Genomic DNA, 16,142 nt, shown 5'->3' with positions numbered 1-16,142 from the left:
CATGGCCGCACCACCGCCCGCCGCCGCGTTCCGGAACCGTGTGTCATGGGCACCACGGCACGCCGTGTCCCCGCACGCCCGCGCCGGCAACTCCCGCCCGGAGACATTCTCCCGGCCGTGTCACGGCTCGGCCCCGGCTCTCCTCCGACGCCGTACAAAGTGGGCAGACGGCTCGTCATACTGGACGAGGCCGGGGGCGGGCTCGGGGCCGAGCAGTGACGGGGGCGATCACACGCGATGGCGGAGAGCAGGCTGATCCAGGGCCGGTACCGGCTCCTCGATCCGATCGGGCGCGGCGGCATGGGCGAGGTGTGGCGGGCGCGGGACGAGTCGCTGGGCCGCCAGGTGGCCGTCAAGTGCCTGAAGCCGCTCGGCCCGCACCACGACCCGTCCTTCACCCGCGTCCTGCGTGAACGCTTCCGGCGCGAGGCCAGGGTCGCGGCGGCCCTGCAGCACCGCGGAGTGACCGTCGTCCACGACTTCGGCGAGTCCGACGGGGTGCTGTACCTGGTGATGGAACTGCTGGAGGGGCACAACCTCGGCCAGTTGCTGGAGGAGAACCGGCGGCCGCTCGCGGTCGACGAAGTCGTCGACATCGCCGACCAGGTGACCGCCGCGCTCGCCTACACCCACCAGCAGAGCATCGTGCACCGTGACCTGAAGCCGGCGAACATCATGCGGCTGACGGACGGCACCGTGAAGATCTGCGACTTCGGCATCGCCCGGCTCGGCCACGACATCGGGTTCACCTCACGGCTCACCGGCACCGGCGTCGCGATGGGCACCCCGCACTACATGTCGCCGGAACAGATCAGCGGCTCGGAGGTCGACCAGCGCAGCGACCTCTACTCCTTCGGGTGCGTGCTCTACGAGATCGCCACCGGAGCCCCGCCGTTCGACCTCGGCGACGCCTGGGCCATCCTCGTCGGCCACCGCGACACCGCGCCCGAGCCGCCCCGCAGCCACCGGGCCGACATCCCCGAGTACCTGGAGCGGATCATCCTCGACCTGCTCGCCAAACGGCCCGAGCAGCGCCCGCAGGACGCCCGCGAACTCGCCCGCCGCATCACCGCCGGGCGCAGCACGCCGATGTACGTGCCGACCATGGTCGCCCCGGCCCCGCACCCGGTCCCCGAACGGCCTTCCACGGCATCGCGGTTCCCGTCCCCGCCCGATCGAGGGCCCTCCCGCGCCCCCCGGCTGCCGTCCTGGACCCAGGGCATGACCACCGGCCACAAGGCCACCGGCGCGGGATGGCGCGGCACCCCGCCCGACGCCTCCGCCGGACTCACCGGCGAGTGGACCGCGCGCCCCTCCACCGCCGTCCCGCCCCTCCCCGGTCGCGGCGGACGACCCGCTCCCGCGACGGAGTCGGTCACCGCGCTGGCCGGGCGGCACAACGCCGGACTGAGCCTCGGACGGCTCGGCCGGTGGACCGAGGCGGGCGAGGTGCACCGCTCGGTCGCCGCCGAACGGGAGCGACTGCTCGGGCCCGACCACCCGGACACGCTCGCCAGCCGGTACGAGGTCGGCTTCACCCTCAGCCGCACCGGACACCCCGGCGAAGCGCTCGGCGAGTACGCGCATGTCGCCCAGGCCAGAGAGCGGGTGTTCGGCGTGGACCACCCCGACACCTTGGCCGCGCGACAGGAAATGGCCTATGTGCTGGGCCAGTTGGGCCGCCATGTCGAGGCGCACCAGGCCTACACGTCGGTGCTCGCCGCCCGCGAGCGCGCGATGGGCCCCGACCATCCCGACACCCTGCGCTGCCGCCACAACCTGGCCTTCAACCTCAGCAGGCTGGGACGCCTGGAGGACTCGTACCGCATGGCGGCCGAGGTCGCCGCGGCCCGGGCCCGGGTGCTCGGCCCGGACCACCCGGACACGCTCGTCACGCGCTACGAAGTCGCCTACGCACTCGGCCAGTTGGGGCGCTGGCCCGAGGCGCTGCACACCTACCAGGAGGTGGCGGCGGCTCGTGCGCGGGCGCTCGGCCCCGACCACGAGGACACTCTCGCCGCCCGTTACGAGGTCGGCATCAGCCTGGGCAGACTCGGCCGCAGCGCGCAGGCGCTGGAGCTGTACCGCTCACTCGTCGCCGACCGCACCCGCGCCCAGGGCGCCTCCCATCCCGAGACCCTGCGCGCCCGGCACGGGCTCGGTGTGAACCTCGGCCGGCTGGGCCGCTGGGAGGAGGCCCTCACCGAGTCCCGTGACGTGTGCGCCATCCGTGAGCGCGCTCTCGGGGCCGGCCACCCCGACACCCTCGTCAGCCGCCGTGAGGTCGCCGTCGGACTCGGCTGGCTCGGGCGCTGGGCCGACGCCCTCACCGAGTACCGGCGTGTCGCGTCCGCCCGCGAGCGGGTGCTCGGAGCCGACCATCCCGACACCCTCGCGAGCCGCACCGACGAGGCACACTGCCTGGAGCAGCTCGGGCGCGGACAGGAAGCGGCGGAGCTGTACCGCAGGGTGGCCGCACTGCGGCAGCGGCGGGCGGCCACGGGGCGCTGACCGCCCGATCGGGTGCGGCGGCCGTCCTCCGGAAGGGCCGCTGACCCGCGTTCCTCCACGGGAGCCAAAAAATCTTCGCCGGCGATGTCGAGAACCCGTGGCCCGCTCCGTCCCAGCAGTGAAGGCGACCACAATGGGTCGCACCAGTACGGAGGAGATCACGATGGCCAAGTACCTGCTGCTCAAGCACTACCGGGGCGCCCCGGCCGCGGTCAACGACGTGCCCATGGACCAGTGGAAGCCGGAGGAGATCACGGCCCACGTGCAGTACATGAACGACTTCGCGGCCCGGCTGGAGAAGACCGGCGAGTTCGTCGACGGCCAGGCGCTCGCCCCCGAGGGCCAGTGGGTCCGGTACGACGGCGAGGGCCGCCCGCCGGTCACCGACGGCCCGTTCGCCGAGACCAAGGACCTCATCGCCGGCTGGATGGTGATCGACGTCGACAGTCACGAGCGCGCCGTCGAGCTGGCCGGGGAACTGTCGGCCGCCCCCGGCGCGGGCGGCGAGCCGATCCACGAGTGGCTCGAGGTGCGCCCGTTCCTGACCGCCCACCACAAGGTCACGGAGTGACCCCACCCATGGACGAGGCCCTGCTCCGGGGCCTCACACCGAGTGTGCTGGCCGTCCTCGTCCGCCGCGGAGCCGACTTCGCGGCGGCCGAGGACGCCGTGCAGGACGCGCTCGTCGAAGCCGTCCGTGTCTGGCCGGACGACGAGCCGCGCGACCCCAAGGGCTGGCTGGTCACCGTGGCCTGGCGCCGGTTCCTCGACGCGACCCGGGCGGACACCGCCCGACGCCGGCGCGAGGACCTCGTCGACGAGGAGCCGGCGCCGGGCCCCGCGCCCGCGGTGGACGACACGCTCCAGCTCTACTTCCTGTGCGCCCACCCCTCGCTCACACCGTCCTCCGCGGTCGCGCTCACCCTGCGCGCCGTCGGCGGGCTCACCACCCGCCAGATCGCCCAGGCCTATCTGGTGCCCGAGGCGACCATGGCGCAGCGCATCAGCCGGGCCAAGCGCACCGTCTCCGGCGTGCGCTTCGACCGCAACGGTGACGTCGCCACCGTGCTGCGCGTCCTCTACCTGGTCTTCAACGAGGGCTACTCCGGCGATGTCGACCTCGTCGCCGAGGCCATCCGGCTCACCCGCCGGCTCGCGGCCCAGGTCGACCACCCCGAGGTGGCGGGGCTGCTCGCCCTCATGCTGCTCCACCACGCCCGGCGCGCGGCCCGGACCGCGCCCGACGGCAGTCTGGTGCCGCTGGCCGAGCAGGACCGAGGCCGGTGGGACACCCGGGTCATCGCCGAGGGCGTCGCGATCCTCCAGGCCGCCCTCGCGCGCGACCGGCTGGGCGAGTTCCAGGCCCAGGCCGCCATCGCGGCACTCCACGCCGACGCCCTCACCGCCGAGGAGACCGACTGGGTCCAGATCGTCGAGTGGTACGACGAACTCGCGCGCCTGACCGGCAGCCCCGTCGTCCGGCTCAACCGCGCGGTGGCCGTCGGGGAGGCCGACGGACCGCGCGCCGGCCTGGCCGCGCTCGCGGCCCTGGACGATTCGCTTCCCCGCCACACCGCGGTGGCCGCGTACCTCCACGAGCGCGACGGTGACCTGGTGAAGGCGGCGCGGCTGTACGCGGAGGCGGCGCGCAAGGCGCCCGACCTGGCCGAGCGGGATCATCTGACACGCCAGGCCGCCCGCCTCAACACCCTGCGGCCGCGCTGACGGACCCCGCCGTACGGGTGCCGCCGCTTGCCGCGCACCCCTGGCCGACGTAGATCATCACGTGCTACGAAGAGGCATGCCTGTACACGAGGGATATGACGCCGTGATCGTCGGCGGAGGCCACAACGGACTGGTCGCCGCCGCCTATCTGGCGCGGGCCGGGCGGTCCGTGCTGGTGCTGGAGCGCCTGGGGAACACCGGTGGCGCCGCCGTGTCCACCCGGCCGTTCGCCGGGGTCGACGCGAGGCTGTCGCGCTACTCGTACCTGGTCAGCCTGCTGCCCCGGAAGATCGTGCGGGACCTGGGCCTCGACTTCCGGGTCCGGGGCCGGACGGTCTCCTCGTACACCCCCGTCGAGCGCGACGGACGGCCCACCGGACTGCTCGTCGGCGGCGGCGAGCGGCGCACCCGCGAGGCGTTCGCCCGGCTGACGGGTTCGGACCGCGAGTACGAGGCGTGGCAGCGGTTCTACGGGATGACCGGCCGCGTCGCGAAGAACGTGTTTCCGACGCTCACCGAACCGCTGCCCACCCGCGAGGAGTTGAGGGCGCGTGTCGACGACGAGGAGGCCTGGAGGATCCTGTTCGAGGAGCCGGTCGGCACGGCCGTCGAGGAGTACTTCGCCGACGACCTCGTGCGCGGTGTCGTCCTCACCGACGCCCTCATCGGCACCTTCGCCGACGCCCACGACCCGTCGCTGCGGCAGAACCGCTGCTTCCTCTACCACGTGATCGGCGGCGGCACGGGAGCCTGGGACGTGCCCGTCGGCGGGATGGGCGCCCTCACCGACGCGATCACCGGTGCCGCGCGCGCGGCGGGTGCCGTGATCGAGACCGGCCACGAGGTGCTGCGGATCGACACGGACGGCGAGTCCGCCGAGATCACCTACCGGACGGCCGACGGCGAGGGAGTCGTCGCGGCCCGCCACGTCCTGGTGAACGCCTCCCCGCAGGAGCTCGCGCACCTCACCGGAGACGAGCCGCCCACTCCCGCCGAGGGCGCCCAGCTCAAGGTGAACATGCTGCTCAAGCGGCTGCCGAGGCTCCGCGACACCTCCGTCGACCCGCGCGAGGCGTTCTCCGGGACCTTCCACATCGCGGAGGGCTACGAGCAGCTCGCGGCCGCCCACGCACAGGCCGCGGCCGGTGAGCTGCCCGCCGCGCCGCCCTCCGAGATCTACTGCCACTCGCTCACCGATCCCAGCATCCTCGGCCGGGACCTGGTCGAGCGGGGATACCAGACCCTCACGCTCTTCGGTCTCCACACGCCGGCCCGGCTCTTCGAGCGGGACAACGACGCCGTACGCGAGGAGTTGCTGAAGTCGACGCTGGCCCAGCTCGACGCGCACCTCGCCGAGCCGCTCGCCGACTGTCTGGCCACCGACGTTGACGGACGCCCGTGCATCGAGGCGAAGACCCCGCTCGACCTGGAACGGGACCTGCGCCTGCCGGGCGGCAACATCTTCCACCGTGACCTCGCCTTCCCCTACGCCCAGGAGGGCACGGGCCGCTGGGGCGTGGAGACCCGGCACGCGAACGTGCTCCTGTGCGGGGCGGGCGCGGTACGCGGCGGCGGGGTGAGCGGGGTGCCGGGCCACAACGCCGCGAAGGCGGTGCTGGAGTCACTGGGCCGGGAAGCCTAGGCCGGAGCCGCGCCGCCCTCGCGCTTGCGCGGTGCCGGGGCGAGCGGCTGAGGGCGGTGACGCGCGGGCAGGGCGCGCCCCAGCCGGTCAGTCGGGCGCGTCCCGCCGCTCTGCCGTCAGTCCCGGGACGGTGACCAGCCCGCCGCCGTGATGCGCGCCGCGTCCGCGGGCCGGGACTCGTCGAAGGCGACGCGGTCACCGGTCTCGACCCGCAGCGCGCCGACGTACGCGCCGCGGCCGACGTACAGCCGGTCGGTCGTGTACCGCCAGCGCAGGGTGAGCGCCGCCGCGCTCGGCAGGCCGGCGCCGAGCCGGTGCCAGGCGCGCCCCGACCAGCCGGTGGCCGTGCCCGCCGGATGGTCCTGCGGGTCCTCGGGCCGCCGCCGGGTCGTGAAGGGGACCGGCTCCCAGGTCGCGCCGCCGTCGGCGGAGGACTCCAGGAACAGGACGTCCGACCGGGGTTCGGTGTCCCACCACAGCGCGCAGCGAAAGCGCGTCGGACCGGCGGTGGTGTCGAGCGCGGGCAGGGTCAGCGTCGCCGTCGACGAGCTCGACATTCCGGAGAACCACGAGGTACGCCCGTGCGCCGGACGCACCGCGACGGCTCGCGCGAGATGGTTTCCGGCGGCGACCCGGGGAGCGGATCCGGATCGCCAGGCGCGCACGGGATGAACGGAGTTGCCGAGGACGATCAGGAAGGAGTCGGTCGTCGGGTCGAGCACGAGCGAGGTGCCGGTGAAGCCGGTGTGGCCGGCGGTGCGCGGTGTCGCCATCGCGCCCATGTACCAATGCTGGTAGAGCTCGAAGCCGAGGCCGTGTTCGTCGCCCGGGAAGGCGGTGTTGAAGTCGGTGAACATCAGGTCCACCGACTCCGGCCGCAGGATGCGTGCCCTGCCGTAGGCGCCGCCGTTCAGCAGTGTCCGGCCGAGGACCGCCAGGTCCCAGGCGGAGGAGAAGACCCCGGCGTGACCGGCCACCCCGCCCAGGGAGTACGCGTTCTCGTCGTGGACCTCACCCCACACGAGTCCCCGGTCCAGTCCCGACCAGGGCGCCCGGGCGTCCTCGGTGGCGGCGATCCGCGGCTTCCAGGAGGCGGGCGGGTTGTAGCGGGTGCCGTCCATGCCGAGGGGGCCGGTGATCTCGTCGCGCAGCAGTGTGTCGAGGCTCCGGCCGGTGATCCGCTCCAGGACGAGCTGGAGCGAGATCAGGTTCAGGTCGGAGTAGAGGTAGGCGCTGCCGGGCGGGGAGACGGGCTTCTCGTCCCAGATGAGCTGGAGCTTCCCCTCGCGGGTCGGAGCCTTGTACAGCGGGATCCAGGAGCGGAACCCGGAGGTGTGGGTGAGCAGTTGACGGATGGTCACGCTCTGCTTGCCGCCGCCCGCGAACTCCGGGAGGTACGAGGCGACGGCGGCCTCCAGTTCCAGGGCGCCGCGCTCCAGTTGCTGCACCGCGAGGATCGAGGTGAACAGCTTGGACACGGAAGCGAGGTCGTAGACCGTGTCGTTCGACGCCGGGATCTGGCGGTCCGCGGGTAACTCCACGCCGGTGTCCGTCTTCTCGTCGTACGCCGCGTAGCGCACGGCCATGCCGATCGGTTCGTGCAGGGCCACGATGCCGCCCCGGCCCGCGAGCAGGACGGCACCGGCGTACCAGGGGTGTTGGGGAGAGGGCGCGAGGAACGTCTGCGCGTCCGCCACGAGTTGGCGAAGATGGCCGGCGAGCAGCCCGGCCTGCCGGGGTGTGCCGTGCCGGAGCGTCCGGTGGCCGTCCCCCGTCGAGGCCGCCGCCGGGCCCGCCGGGAAGGGGGCGAGGGTCACCGCCCCGCCCATCGCCAGTACGCCCCGGCCCCACTGACGACGGGTCAGTCCGTCGCGCGCTCTGTCCTGTGTGTCTTTCGCCGGGTCCTTCGCGCCTTCGGTCATCGGGAAGCCTCTCGCTCGCGTCGCCTGAAAATATCTTTCCGGGTCTGCTGTGCCGAGTGAAACTTTCCCGTCAGGCGCGGGCATGTCAACCCTCCCGGGAGGGCCTCCAAGATCTGACGGAGTATCAGAAAAGGTCTTCCCTCGTCCGGACGTCTGCGGCATCCTGCGCGCATGCAGACGGAGTTGAGCAAGGAACTGGGAGTCGAGCACGCCATCTTCGGCTTCACGCCGTTTCCCGCCGTCGCCGCGGCCATCAGCCGCGCGGGCGGATTCGGTGTGCTCGGCGCGGTCCGCTACACCGACCCCGCGGACCTGGAGCGCGACCTCGACTGGATCGAGGCGAACGTCGACGGCAGGCCCTACGGCCTCGACGTCGTCATGCCCGCCAAGAAGGTCGAGGGCGTCAGCGAGGCGGACGTCGAGGCGATGATCCCAGCGGGCCACCGCCAGTTCGTCGAGGACACCCTCGCCAAGTACGGCGTCCCCGAACTCGCCGAGGGCGAGGCGTCCGGCTGGCGCATCACCGGCTGGATGGAACAGGTCGCCCGCGGCCAGCTCGACGTCGCCTTCGACTACCCGATCAGACTGCTGGCCAACGCGCTGGGCTCGCCGCCCGCGGACGTGATCCGGCGGGCCCACGACCGCGGGGTCCTCGTCGCGGCCCTCGCGGGCAGCGCCCGGCACGCGCGCAAGCACGCCGAGGCCGGCATCGACATCGTCGTCGCCCAGGGCTACGAGGCGGGCGGACACACGGGGGAGATCGCCTCGATGGTGCTCACCCCCGAAGTCGTCGACGCCGTGGGCCCGTTGCCGGTCCTGGCGGCGGGCGGCATCGGCAGCGGACAGCAGGTGGCCGCCGCGCTGAGCCTCGGCGCCCAGGGAGTGTGGCTCGGATCGGTGTGGCTGACCGTGACGGAGGCCGACATGCACTCCCCGGCCGTCACCCGCAAACTGCTCGCGGCCGGTTCCGGCGACACCGTCCGCTCACGCGCCCTGACCGGCAAGCCCGCCCGCCAGCTGCGCACCGAGTGGACCGACGCCTGGGACGACCCGGACGGGCCCGGCACACTCCCCATGCCGCTCCAGGGACTCCTCGTCGCCGACGCCGTCTCCCGCATCCAGAAGTACGAGGTGGAGCCGCTGCTCGGCACCCCCGTCGGACAGATCGTCGGCCGGATGAACAGCGAACGCTCCGTCCAGGAGGTCTTCGACGACCTGACCCGTGGCTTCGAGCACGCCGTGGACCGCATCAACCGCATCGCGGGCAGGGGAGAAGAGGCATGACCACATCACCCAACGGCTTCTGGGCCCAGGCCGGCGCCGACCCCGAGCGCGTCGTCCTGATCACCCCCACCGGCGAGGAGTGGACCGCCGGGCGGCTGCACGAGGCGGCCAACGGCCTCGTCCACGGACTGCGCGCCGCCGGCCTCGAACGCGGCGACTCCTTCGCCGTCGTCCTGCCCAACGGCGTCGAGTTCCTCGTCGCCTACCTCGCCGCCTCGCAGGCGGGCCTCTACCTCGTCCCCGTCAACCACCACCTCGTCGGACCCGAGATCGCCTGGATCGTCTCCGACTCCGGGGCCAGGGTCCTCATCGCCCACGAACGGTTCGCCGACGCAGCCCGGCACGCCGCCGACGAGGCGAAGCTCGCCCCGGCACAGCGGTACGCGGTCGGTGCCATCGAGGGTTTCCGCCCGTACGCCGAACTCCTCGACGGACAGCCCGGTTCCGCGCCCGCCGACCGCACCCTCGGCTGGGTCATGAACTACACCTCGGGCACCACCGGGCGCCCCCGCGGCATCAGGCGCCCGCTGCCCGGCAAGCTCCCCGAGGAGTCGTATCTCGGCGGCTTCCTGGCCATCTTCGGCATCCGGCCGTTCGACGGCAACGTGCATCTCGTCTGCTCGCCGCTCTACCACACCGCGGTCCTCCAGTTCGCGGGCGCGTCCCTGCACATCGGCCACCGGCTGGTGCTGATGGACAAGTGGACACCCGAGGAGATGCTGCGGGTCATCGACGTCCACCGGTGCACGCACACCCATATGGTGCCGACCCAGTTCCACCGGCTGCTGGCCCTACCCGACGAGGTGAAGGCCCGCTATGACGTCACCTCCATGCGGCACGCCATCCATGGCGCCGCCCCGTGCCCCGACCATGTGAAACGGGCCATGATCGCGTGGTGGGGGGAGAGCGTCGAGGAGTACTACGCGGCCAGCGAGGGCGGCGGCGCCTTCGCGACCGCCGAGGACTGGCTGAAGAAGCCCGGCACCGTCGGCAAGGCCTGGCCCATCAGCGAACTGGCCGTCTTCGACGACGACGGCAACCGGCTGCCGCCCGGTGAACTCGGCACCGTCTACATGAAGATGAGCACCGGCGGATTCTCGTACCACAAGGACGAGACCAAGACCCGGAAGAACCGCATCGGCGACTTCTTCACCGTCGGGGACCTCGGCCTGCTCGACGAGGACGGCTATCTCTTCCTCCGCGACCGCAAGATCGACATGATCATCTCCGGCGGGGTCAACATCTACCCGGCCGAGATCGAGGCGGCGCTGCTCTCCCACCCCGCCGTCGCCGACGCGGCCGCCTTCGGCATCCCGCACGACGACTGGGGCGAGGAGGTCAAGGCCGTGGTGGAGGCCGCGCCGGGCCATGAACCAGGACCGGCGCTCGCCGCCGACATCCTCGGCCACTGCGAGCGGCAACTCGCCGGGTACAAGCGGCCCAAGAGCGTCGACTTCATCGCCGCCATGCCCCGCGACCCCAACGGAAAGCTGTACAAGCGACGCCTCCGCGACCCCTACTGGGAGGGCCGCACCAGGACGATGTGACGCGGCCGCGCGCGGTGCCCGGAGCGGATCCGGACACCGCGCGCACCGCCGTCCACCGCCCGAGGTCAGCGCCGGTCGCTCACCCGGACCACCCGCAGCCCCGGCGACGACAGGATGTCCTTCTCACAGAACCGGGACGCCACCCACCTCTCGTCCGAGAACAGCCGCGTCTGATCGCTGTAGTGCGGCGAGTTCGGGTTCGAGGACTGGGAGTACGTCAGCAGGGTGCGGGCGACCGGGCAGCGGCCGCCGTCCCAGCCGACGGCCTGGATGTACGAGGACCCCGTGGTGACCTCCGTATAACCGCCGGCCGACGGGTTCCACGGCATCTCCACCTTGTTCCACACCCCGAGCGACTCCGTGCCGCCCGGTACGGGGATGCTCCGGCCACTCCGCACGACGAACTGGCCGGAGCCCAGCCGTGCGTCGAGCGCGATTCCCGCGGCCCGCAGCTCCGTCACCGTGTCGGCCAGCGCCGTCGCGAAGCCCGGCGCGGAGGTGTCGAGCGTGTTCGGGGTGCGGACCGGATCGGCCGCCGAGAACGGGACCTTCCAGAGCTGCGCCCCCGGCACCGCGGCCGTCAGCTTCCGCCAGAAACGGTCGAAGAACAGGGCGCCCCGGCTCCCGGTGTCCATCGAACGGTCCCAGGCCCGCAGCACACCGCACGCCTCGCTCACGTCGACGGCCCTGCCGTCGGAGCCCGTCGCCGTGCCGTCCGGCAGCGCGGCACAGGCGCGTGCCGCGTCGGCCGCGACGAGATCACCCGCGGGCACCCGGTTCGCGAACTGCTGCGCCTGGAGGTCCCGCAGGGTCAGCCGCCCCCGCGCGGCCATCCGGGCCACGTCCTCGACGGCTCCGCGCGTACGCATCGAGCGTTGCGTGCCGATCGTGCCGAACACCCGCTCGTACCCGGTCAGCGGCCGGTCCGCATTGGCCAGCCAGGCACTGTCGTTGGAGTTCTCCGCGTACGGGGCGTCCTTCAGCACCGGCATCCTGGCCGGACCGAAGATGCCGGGCTGCACGGCGTCGGGATCGCTGCCGAGCGCGCAGTCGCCGCGCGACCCGTCCAGCACGGCGACCCCGGACGACGGGTACAGGGCCCGGCCCAGCGGCGTCGAGCAGCGCTGGACCAGCTCGTCGGTGATGCGCGGGAGCACCTGTGACTGGGTGAACAGCGAGTGGCCGCCGGAGTCGGCGGCGATCGTGTTCACCCACGGCAGCCCCTGGGTCCGTCTGAGTGCGTCGAGGACGCCTGTCGTGTCGCGGGCCCTGCTGAAGCCCAGCGCGGTGTCCGGGGCGCGGAGGTTGGCCGCGTTCGGGTCGTTGAGCGCGTACGCCGTCGTGGCCGTCCACGGCAGCGGCACCTGGGCGCCGAGCGTGGTGACGACGGGGCCGTACCGGGTCCACCACTGGGTGCGCGTCACCGGCGTGCCGTCCCGCACGTCGATGGTGACGCTGCGCCGCGTCATCCGCTCCGGCCTGCCGTCCACCAGATACGCCGTCGGATCGGCCGGATCGAGCGTGAGCTGATGGAGGTTGAGCGTGACGCCCGTCGCGACGGTGTGGCTCCAGGCGATCCGGGCGGTGTGACCGATGGACACCGTCGCCGTGCCGAGCAGGGCGCCGCCCTGGACGTTCAGTTCGCCGGGGATCGTCTGCTGCACCTGCCAGAAGCGGCGTCCGCCCTGCCAGGGATAGTGCGGATTGCCGAGCAGCAGACCACGGCCGTTCGCGGTCGAGGCACCGCTGAAGGCGACGGCGTTCGACCCCATGTCGGCGGTGTCGAACAGCTCACGCGCGGCGGCGGCGGTGCGCTTCACGTCGGGTTCACCGGTGCCTGCCGCCGTCGCCGATCCGGCCGTCGGCGGCGGCTGCGCGGCCGTGATGCCGTCGACCCCGCGGCCCTGGCCGCCGAGCACGGCCAGCGCGAACCCGCGCGCGGCGACGTCCACCTGGGTCACCGGGCGGACCCAGGCGGCTCCCCTGCACGCCGGATCGGTGACGCGGTTCCGCGCCAGCCACGCGTTGTAGCCGGCCGCCCAGCCCCGCATCAGGTCCCTGACATCGCGGCTGGGTCCCCGCGGGGCAGGCTCGGCGAGCAGCTTCTCGACCGTGCCGGACTCGCGCACACCGCGGTAGTAGAGGTCGCTGGAGAGGTTCGTGGACGCCGAGGAGAGCGAACCGTCCGGTGCCGCGGCGGACCCGAACCAGCGGGACCGCTCGCCGCGCAGGGTCACGAACCCGTCGGCCAGGGTGCAGACCTGGTCGGCGGCCTGGGCCCAGCCGGTGCCGAAGCCGAGGTCCGCGTAGTCCTCGGCGACGATGTGCGGAATGCCGTACTCGGTGTAGCGGATCACGGCCGACAGGCCGCCGTGCGAGGGATGTTCCTGTCCGGCGTGCCGCTCGGCGGCGGCCGCGGGCAGCGTGGTCGCGGCGGTCAACAGAGCGACGGCCGTGACGAGTAACCGTCTTCCACGGGTGCGCATGGTGCCTCCCGACATCATTGAGGGAAGGGGCGGTTGAGCGTACCAACGGGTAGTACGCCGTCGGCGGGTCCGCCCGGATCGCGCCTGGCTTCCGTCCGGCTCGCGCCCGGCTCGCGTGCGGTGACTTGACCTCCCCCTCCCGTGGACCGAGGATCACGTGACATGACGCCTGGACACGGCAGTACGGTTGACGGGGTGCTGCGGCGCAGTGCCTGGCGCACACCGGCGCGGCGCGCCGTCGACTACCGGGAGCGCTCCTGGACCTACGCGGAACTCGACGAGGCCGTCTCCCGCGCGGCGACCGTCCTCCTCGACGAGGGGCTGACCCCCGGGGACCGCGTGGGCGCCTACGGCCACAACTCGGACGCCTATCTGATCGGCTTCCTCGCCTGCGCCCGCGCGGGACTCGTCCATGTGCCCGTGAACCAGAACCTGACCGGCGACGACCTCGCCTACATCGTCGGCCAGTCGGGATGCGCCCTGGTCCTGACCGACCCCGACCTCGCCGGCCGGCTCCCGGAGGGCGTACGGACCCTGCCGCTGCGCGACGCCGACGACTCGCTCCTTCTGCGACTGGAGGCGGCACGCCCGTACGACGGTGACGAGCCCCGGGGCGACACGCTCGTGCAGCTCCTCTACACCTCGGGCACCACCGCGCTGCCCAAGGGCGCGATGATGACGCACCGCGCCCTGGTGCACGAGTACCTGAGCGCGATCACCGCCCTCGATCTGAGCGCCGGGGACCTGCCGGTGCACTCGCTGCCGCTCTACCACTCGGCGCAGATGCACGTGTTCCTGCTGCCCTACCTCGCGGTCGGCGCCTCGAACACGATCCTCGACGCGCCGGACGGCGGACAGATCTTCGACCTGATCGAGGCGGGCCGCGCGGACAGCCTGTTCGCCCCGCCCACCGTGTGGATCGGGCTGTCGAACCGTCCCGACTTCGCCGAACGCGACCTGAGCGGCCTGCGCAAGGCGTACTACGGCGCGTCGATCATGCCGGTCCCCGTCCTGGAACGGCTGCGCGAACGGCTGCCGAAGTTGGCCTTCTACAACTGCTTCGGGCAGAGCGAGATCGGTCCCCTCGCCACCGTCCTCGGGCCCGACGAGCACAAGGGCCGGATGGACTCGTGCGGCACTCCGGTGCTGTTCGTGGACGCGCGGGTCGTCGACGAGGACGGCAAGGACGTGCCGGACGGGACACCGGGCGAAGTCGTCTACCGCTCACCGCAGTTGTGCGAGGGCTACTGGGACAAGCCCGAGGAGACGGCCGAGGCGTTCCGCGACGGCTGGTTCCACTCGGGAGACCTCGCCGTGCGCGACGCCCACGGATACTTCACCGTGGTGGACCGGGTGAAGGACGTCATCAACTCCGGTGGTGTCCTGGTCGCTTCACGGCAGGTCGAGGAGGCGCTGTACACGCACGAGGGGGTCGCCGAGGTCGCCGTCGTCGGGCTGCCCGACGAGCGCTGGATCGAGGCCGTCACCGCGGTCGTCGTCCCCCGGGGCGAGGTCACCGAGGATGAACTGATCGCCCACGCACGCGAGAAGCTCCCCCACTTCAAGGCGCCCAAGCGGGTCCTGTTCGTGGACGAGCTGCCCCGCAACGCCAGCGGGAAGATCCTGAAGCGGGAACTGCGGGACCGGTTCGGCCGGGCGTAGCGGAGAGGGCCGCGGGGGTGTCAGGAGCCCCGCGGCCCTCTCCGCAGCCGGTCAGGCGCGCGGACGCAGGTCCACGATCCGCTTCAGCTTGCCCACCGACCGTTCCAGGGACTCCGGTTCGACGATCTCCACCGTGACCGAGACACCGATCCCGTCCTTGATGCCCGCGGTGATCGCCCGCGCCGCCGCCTCGCGCGCCTCGGGTGTGGCGCCGTGCCGGGCCTCCGCCCGTACGGTGAGGGCGTCGAGGCGGCCCTCGCGGGTCAGCCGGAGCTGGAAGTGCGGGGCGACCCCGGGAGTCCGCAGGACGATCTCCTCGATCTGCGTCGGGAAGAGATTGACCCCGCGCAGGATCACCATGTCGTCGCTGCGCCCGGTGATCTTCTCCATCCGGCGGAAGACCCGCGCCGTACCGGGCAGCAGCCGCGTCAGGTCCCGTGTCCGGTAACGGATCACGGGCATGGCCTCCTTGGTGAGCGAGGTGAAGACCAGCTCACCCTCCTCGCCGTCCGGCAGCACCTCACCGGTGAGGGGGTCGACGACTTCCGGGTAGAAGTGGTCCTCCCAGATGTGCAGACCGTCCTTGGTCTCCACGCACTCCTGGGCGACCCCGGGGCCGATGACCTCCGAGAGGCCGTAGATGTCCACCGCGTCGATCGCGAACCGCTCCTCGATCTCGCGGCGCATCTCCTCGGTCCACGGCTCGGCCCCGAACACGCCGACCCGCAGCGAGGTGCCGCGCGGGTCCACGCCCTGGCGCTCGAACTCGTCGAGGAGGGTCAGCATGTACGAGGGTGTCACCATGATGATCTCGGGCTTCAGGTCCTGGATGAGCTGGACCTGACGTGCCGTCATGCCGCCGGACGCGGGGATCACCGTACAGCCGAGGCGCTCCGCGCCGTAGTGGGCGCCGAGTCCGCCGGTGAACAGGCCGTAGCCGTAGGCGATATGGACCTTGTCACCGGGCCGGCCGCCCGCCGCGCGGATCGAACGGGCCACCATGTCGGCCCACATGGACAGGTCGTTCTCCGTGTAGCCGACGACCGTGGGCCGCCCGGTCGTCCCGCTCGACGCGTGGATGCGCCGGATCCGGTCCTGCGGCACGGCGAACATCCCGTACGGGTAGTTCTCCCGCAGATCCGACTTCGTCGTGAACGGGAACCGGGCCAGATCGGCGAGCGAGCGGCAGTCGTCGGGGCGCAGTCCGGCCTTGTCGAAGGACTCGCGATAGAAGGGGACGTTCTCGTACGCGTGCCGCAGCGACGCGCGCAGCCGCTCCAGCTGGAGCGCCCGCAGCTCCGTCGCGTCCAGCCGCTCGCCCGCGTCGAGCAGGCCCTTCGGGTCCGTCGAGCCCGCCATCGCG

The 16,142-nt window shown here is 72.4% G+C and carries 10 protein-coding genes; 7 read left to right on the top strand and 3 right to left on the bottom strand.

What is annotated here, in order from left to right:
• The first annotated feature begins 237 nt into the window (after positions 1 to 237).
• The 4 genes from OG485_RS05475 to OG485_RS05460 all read left to right on the top strand — a co-directional run bounded on the left by OG485_RS05475 (position 238) and on the right by OG485_RS05460 (position 5,878).
• A complete protein-coding gene (locus tag OG485_RS05475; protein ID WP_328664873.1) occupies positions 238 to 2,511 on the top strand; it encodes a serine/threonine-protein kinase in 2,274 nt (757 codons plus the stop codon).
• Between the two features lie 163 nt (positions 2,512 to 2,674).
• Positions 2,675 to 3,082 (top strand): YciI family protein, encoded by a 408-nt coding sequence (locus OG485_RS05470; RefSeq protein ID WP_328674242.1) that lies wholly within the window; start codon positions 2,675 to 2,677, stop codon positions 3,080 to 3,082.
• 8 nt (positions 3,083 to 3,090) lie between these two features.
• Positions 3,091 to 4,236 (top strand): RNA polymerase sigma factor, encoded by a 1,146-nt coding sequence (locus tag OG485_RS05465; protein WP_328674241.1) that lies wholly within the window; start codon positions 3,091 to 3,093, stop codon positions 4,234 to 4,236.
• Between the two features lie 76 nt (positions 4,237 to 4,312).
• Positions 4,313 to 5,878, top strand: coding sequence for a phytoene desaturase family protein (locus tag OG485_RS05460; protein ID WP_328664872.1), 1,566 nt, complete (start codon positions 4,313 to 4,315; stop codon positions 5,876 to 5,878).
• 116 nt (positions 5,879 to 5,994) lie between these two features.
• On the opposite strand, the gene OG485_RS05455 is transcribed toward OG485_RS05460, so the two are convergent.
• Positions 5,995 to 7,800: a serine hydrolase domain-containing protein gene (locus OG485_RS05455; RefSeq protein WP_328664871.1), complete on the bottom strand. Its 1,806-nt coding sequence runs from the start codon at positions 7,798 to 7,800 to the stop codon at positions 5,995 to 5,997.
• Between the two features lie 171 nt (positions 7,801 to 7,971).
• Here OG485_RS05455 and OG485_RS05450 point away from each other — a divergent pair, with 171 nt between their 5' ends.
• Together OG485_RS05450 and OG485_RS05445 are read left to right on the top strand one after the other, a co-directional pair.
• Positions 7,972 to 9,084, top strand: a complete 1,113-nt coding sequence (locus OG485_RS05450; RefSeq protein ID WP_328664870.1) for an NAD(P)H-dependent flavin oxidoreductase — start codon at positions 7,972 to 7,974, stop codon at positions 9,082 to 9,084.
• Positions 9,081 to 10,631: an acyl-CoA synthetase gene (locus OG485_RS05445; RefSeq protein ID WP_328664869.1), complete on the top strand. Its 1,551-nt coding sequence runs from the start codon at positions 9,081 to 9,083 to the stop codon at positions 10,629 to 10,631. The genes OG485_RS05450 and OG485_RS05445 overlap by 4 nt, the downstream gene beginning before the upstream one ends.
• A 65-nt stretch (positions 10,632 to 10,696) precedes the next feature.
• Here OG485_RS05445 and OG485_RS05440 read toward each other — a convergent pair whose 3' ends face one another.
• Complete coding sequence (locus OG485_RS05440) at positions 10,697 to 13,117, bottom strand: penicillin acylase family protein (protein WP_328664868.1); 2,421 nt, start codon at positions 13,115 to 13,117, stop codon at positions 10,697 to 10,699.
• 162 nt (positions 13,118 to 13,279) lie between these two features.
• On the opposite strand from OG485_RS05440, the gene OG485_RS05435 reads away from it, so the two are divergent.
• Positions 13,280 to 14,779: an acyl-CoA synthetase gene (locus OG485_RS05435; protein ID WP_328664867.1), complete on the top strand. Its 1,500-nt coding sequence runs from the start codon at positions 13,280 to 13,282 to the stop codon at positions 14,777 to 14,779.
• A gap of 51 nt (positions 14,780 to 14,830) precedes the next feature.
• Here OG485_RS05435 and paaK read toward each other — a convergent pair whose 3' ends face one another.
• Positions 14,831 to 16,138 carry a phenylacetate--CoA ligase PaaK gene (paaK, locus tag OG485_RS05430; RefSeq protein ID WP_328664866.1) on the bottom strand — a complete coding sequence of 436 codons (1,308 nt, stop codon included), beginning with the start codon at positions 16,136 to 16,138 and terminating at the stop codon, positions 14,831 to 14,833.
• Between the last annotated feature and the right edge of the window lie 4 nt (positions 16,139 to 16,142).

The organism is Streptomyces sp. NBC_00328 (assembly GCF_036139655.1).
Classification (GTDB): Bacteria; Actinomycetota; Actinomycetes; order Streptomycetales; family Streptomycetaceae; genus Streptomyces.
Note: the sequence above shows the minus strand (reverse complement) of the source record. Positions and strands in the feature narration are given on the sequence as shown.

What these genes read in the sequence shown, in the direction of transcription:
- OG485_RS05475 (WP_328664873.1), top strand. Translation starts at nt 238, where the DNA reads ATGGCGGAGAGCAGGCTGATCCAGGGCCGGTACCGGCTCCTCGATCCG.
- OG485_RS05470 (WP_328674242.1), top strand. Translation starts at nt 2,675, where the DNA reads ATGGCCAAGTACCTGCTGCTCAAGCACTACCGGGGCGCCCCGGCCGCG.
- OG485_RS05465 (WP_328674241.1), top strand. Translation starts at nt 3,091, where the DNA reads ATGGACGAGGCCCTGCTCCGGGGCCTCACACCGAGTGTGCTGGCCGTC.
- OG485_RS05460 (WP_328664872.1), top strand. Translation starts at nt 4,313, where the DNA reads ATGCCTGTACACGAGGGATATGACGCCGTGATCGTCGGCGGAGGCCAC.
- OG485_RS05455 (WP_328664871.1), bottom strand. Translation starts at nt 7,800, where the DNA reads ATGACCGAAGGCGCGAAGGACCCGGCGAAAGACACACAGGACAGAGCG.
- OG485_RS05450 (WP_328664870.1), top strand. Translation starts at nt 7,972, where the DNA reads ATGCAGACGGAGTTGAGCAAGGAACTGGGAGTCGAGCACGCCATCTTC.
- OG485_RS05445 (WP_328664869.1), top strand. Translation starts at nt 9,081, where the DNA reads ATGACCACATCACCCAACGGCTTCTGGGCCCAGGCCGGCGCCGACCCC.
- OG485_RS05440 (WP_328664868.1), bottom strand. Translation starts at nt 13,117, where the DNA reads ATGCGCACCCGTGGAAGACGGTTACTCGTCACGGCCGTCGCTCTGTTG.
- OG485_RS05435 (WP_328664867.1), top strand. Translation starts at nt 13,280, where the DNA reads ATGACGCCTGGACACGGCAGTACGGTTGACGGGGTGCTGCGGCGCAGT.
- paaK (WP_328664866.1), bottom strand. Translation starts at nt 16,138, where the DNA reads ATGGCGGGCTCGACGGACCCGAAGGGCCTGCTCGACGCGGGCGAGCGG.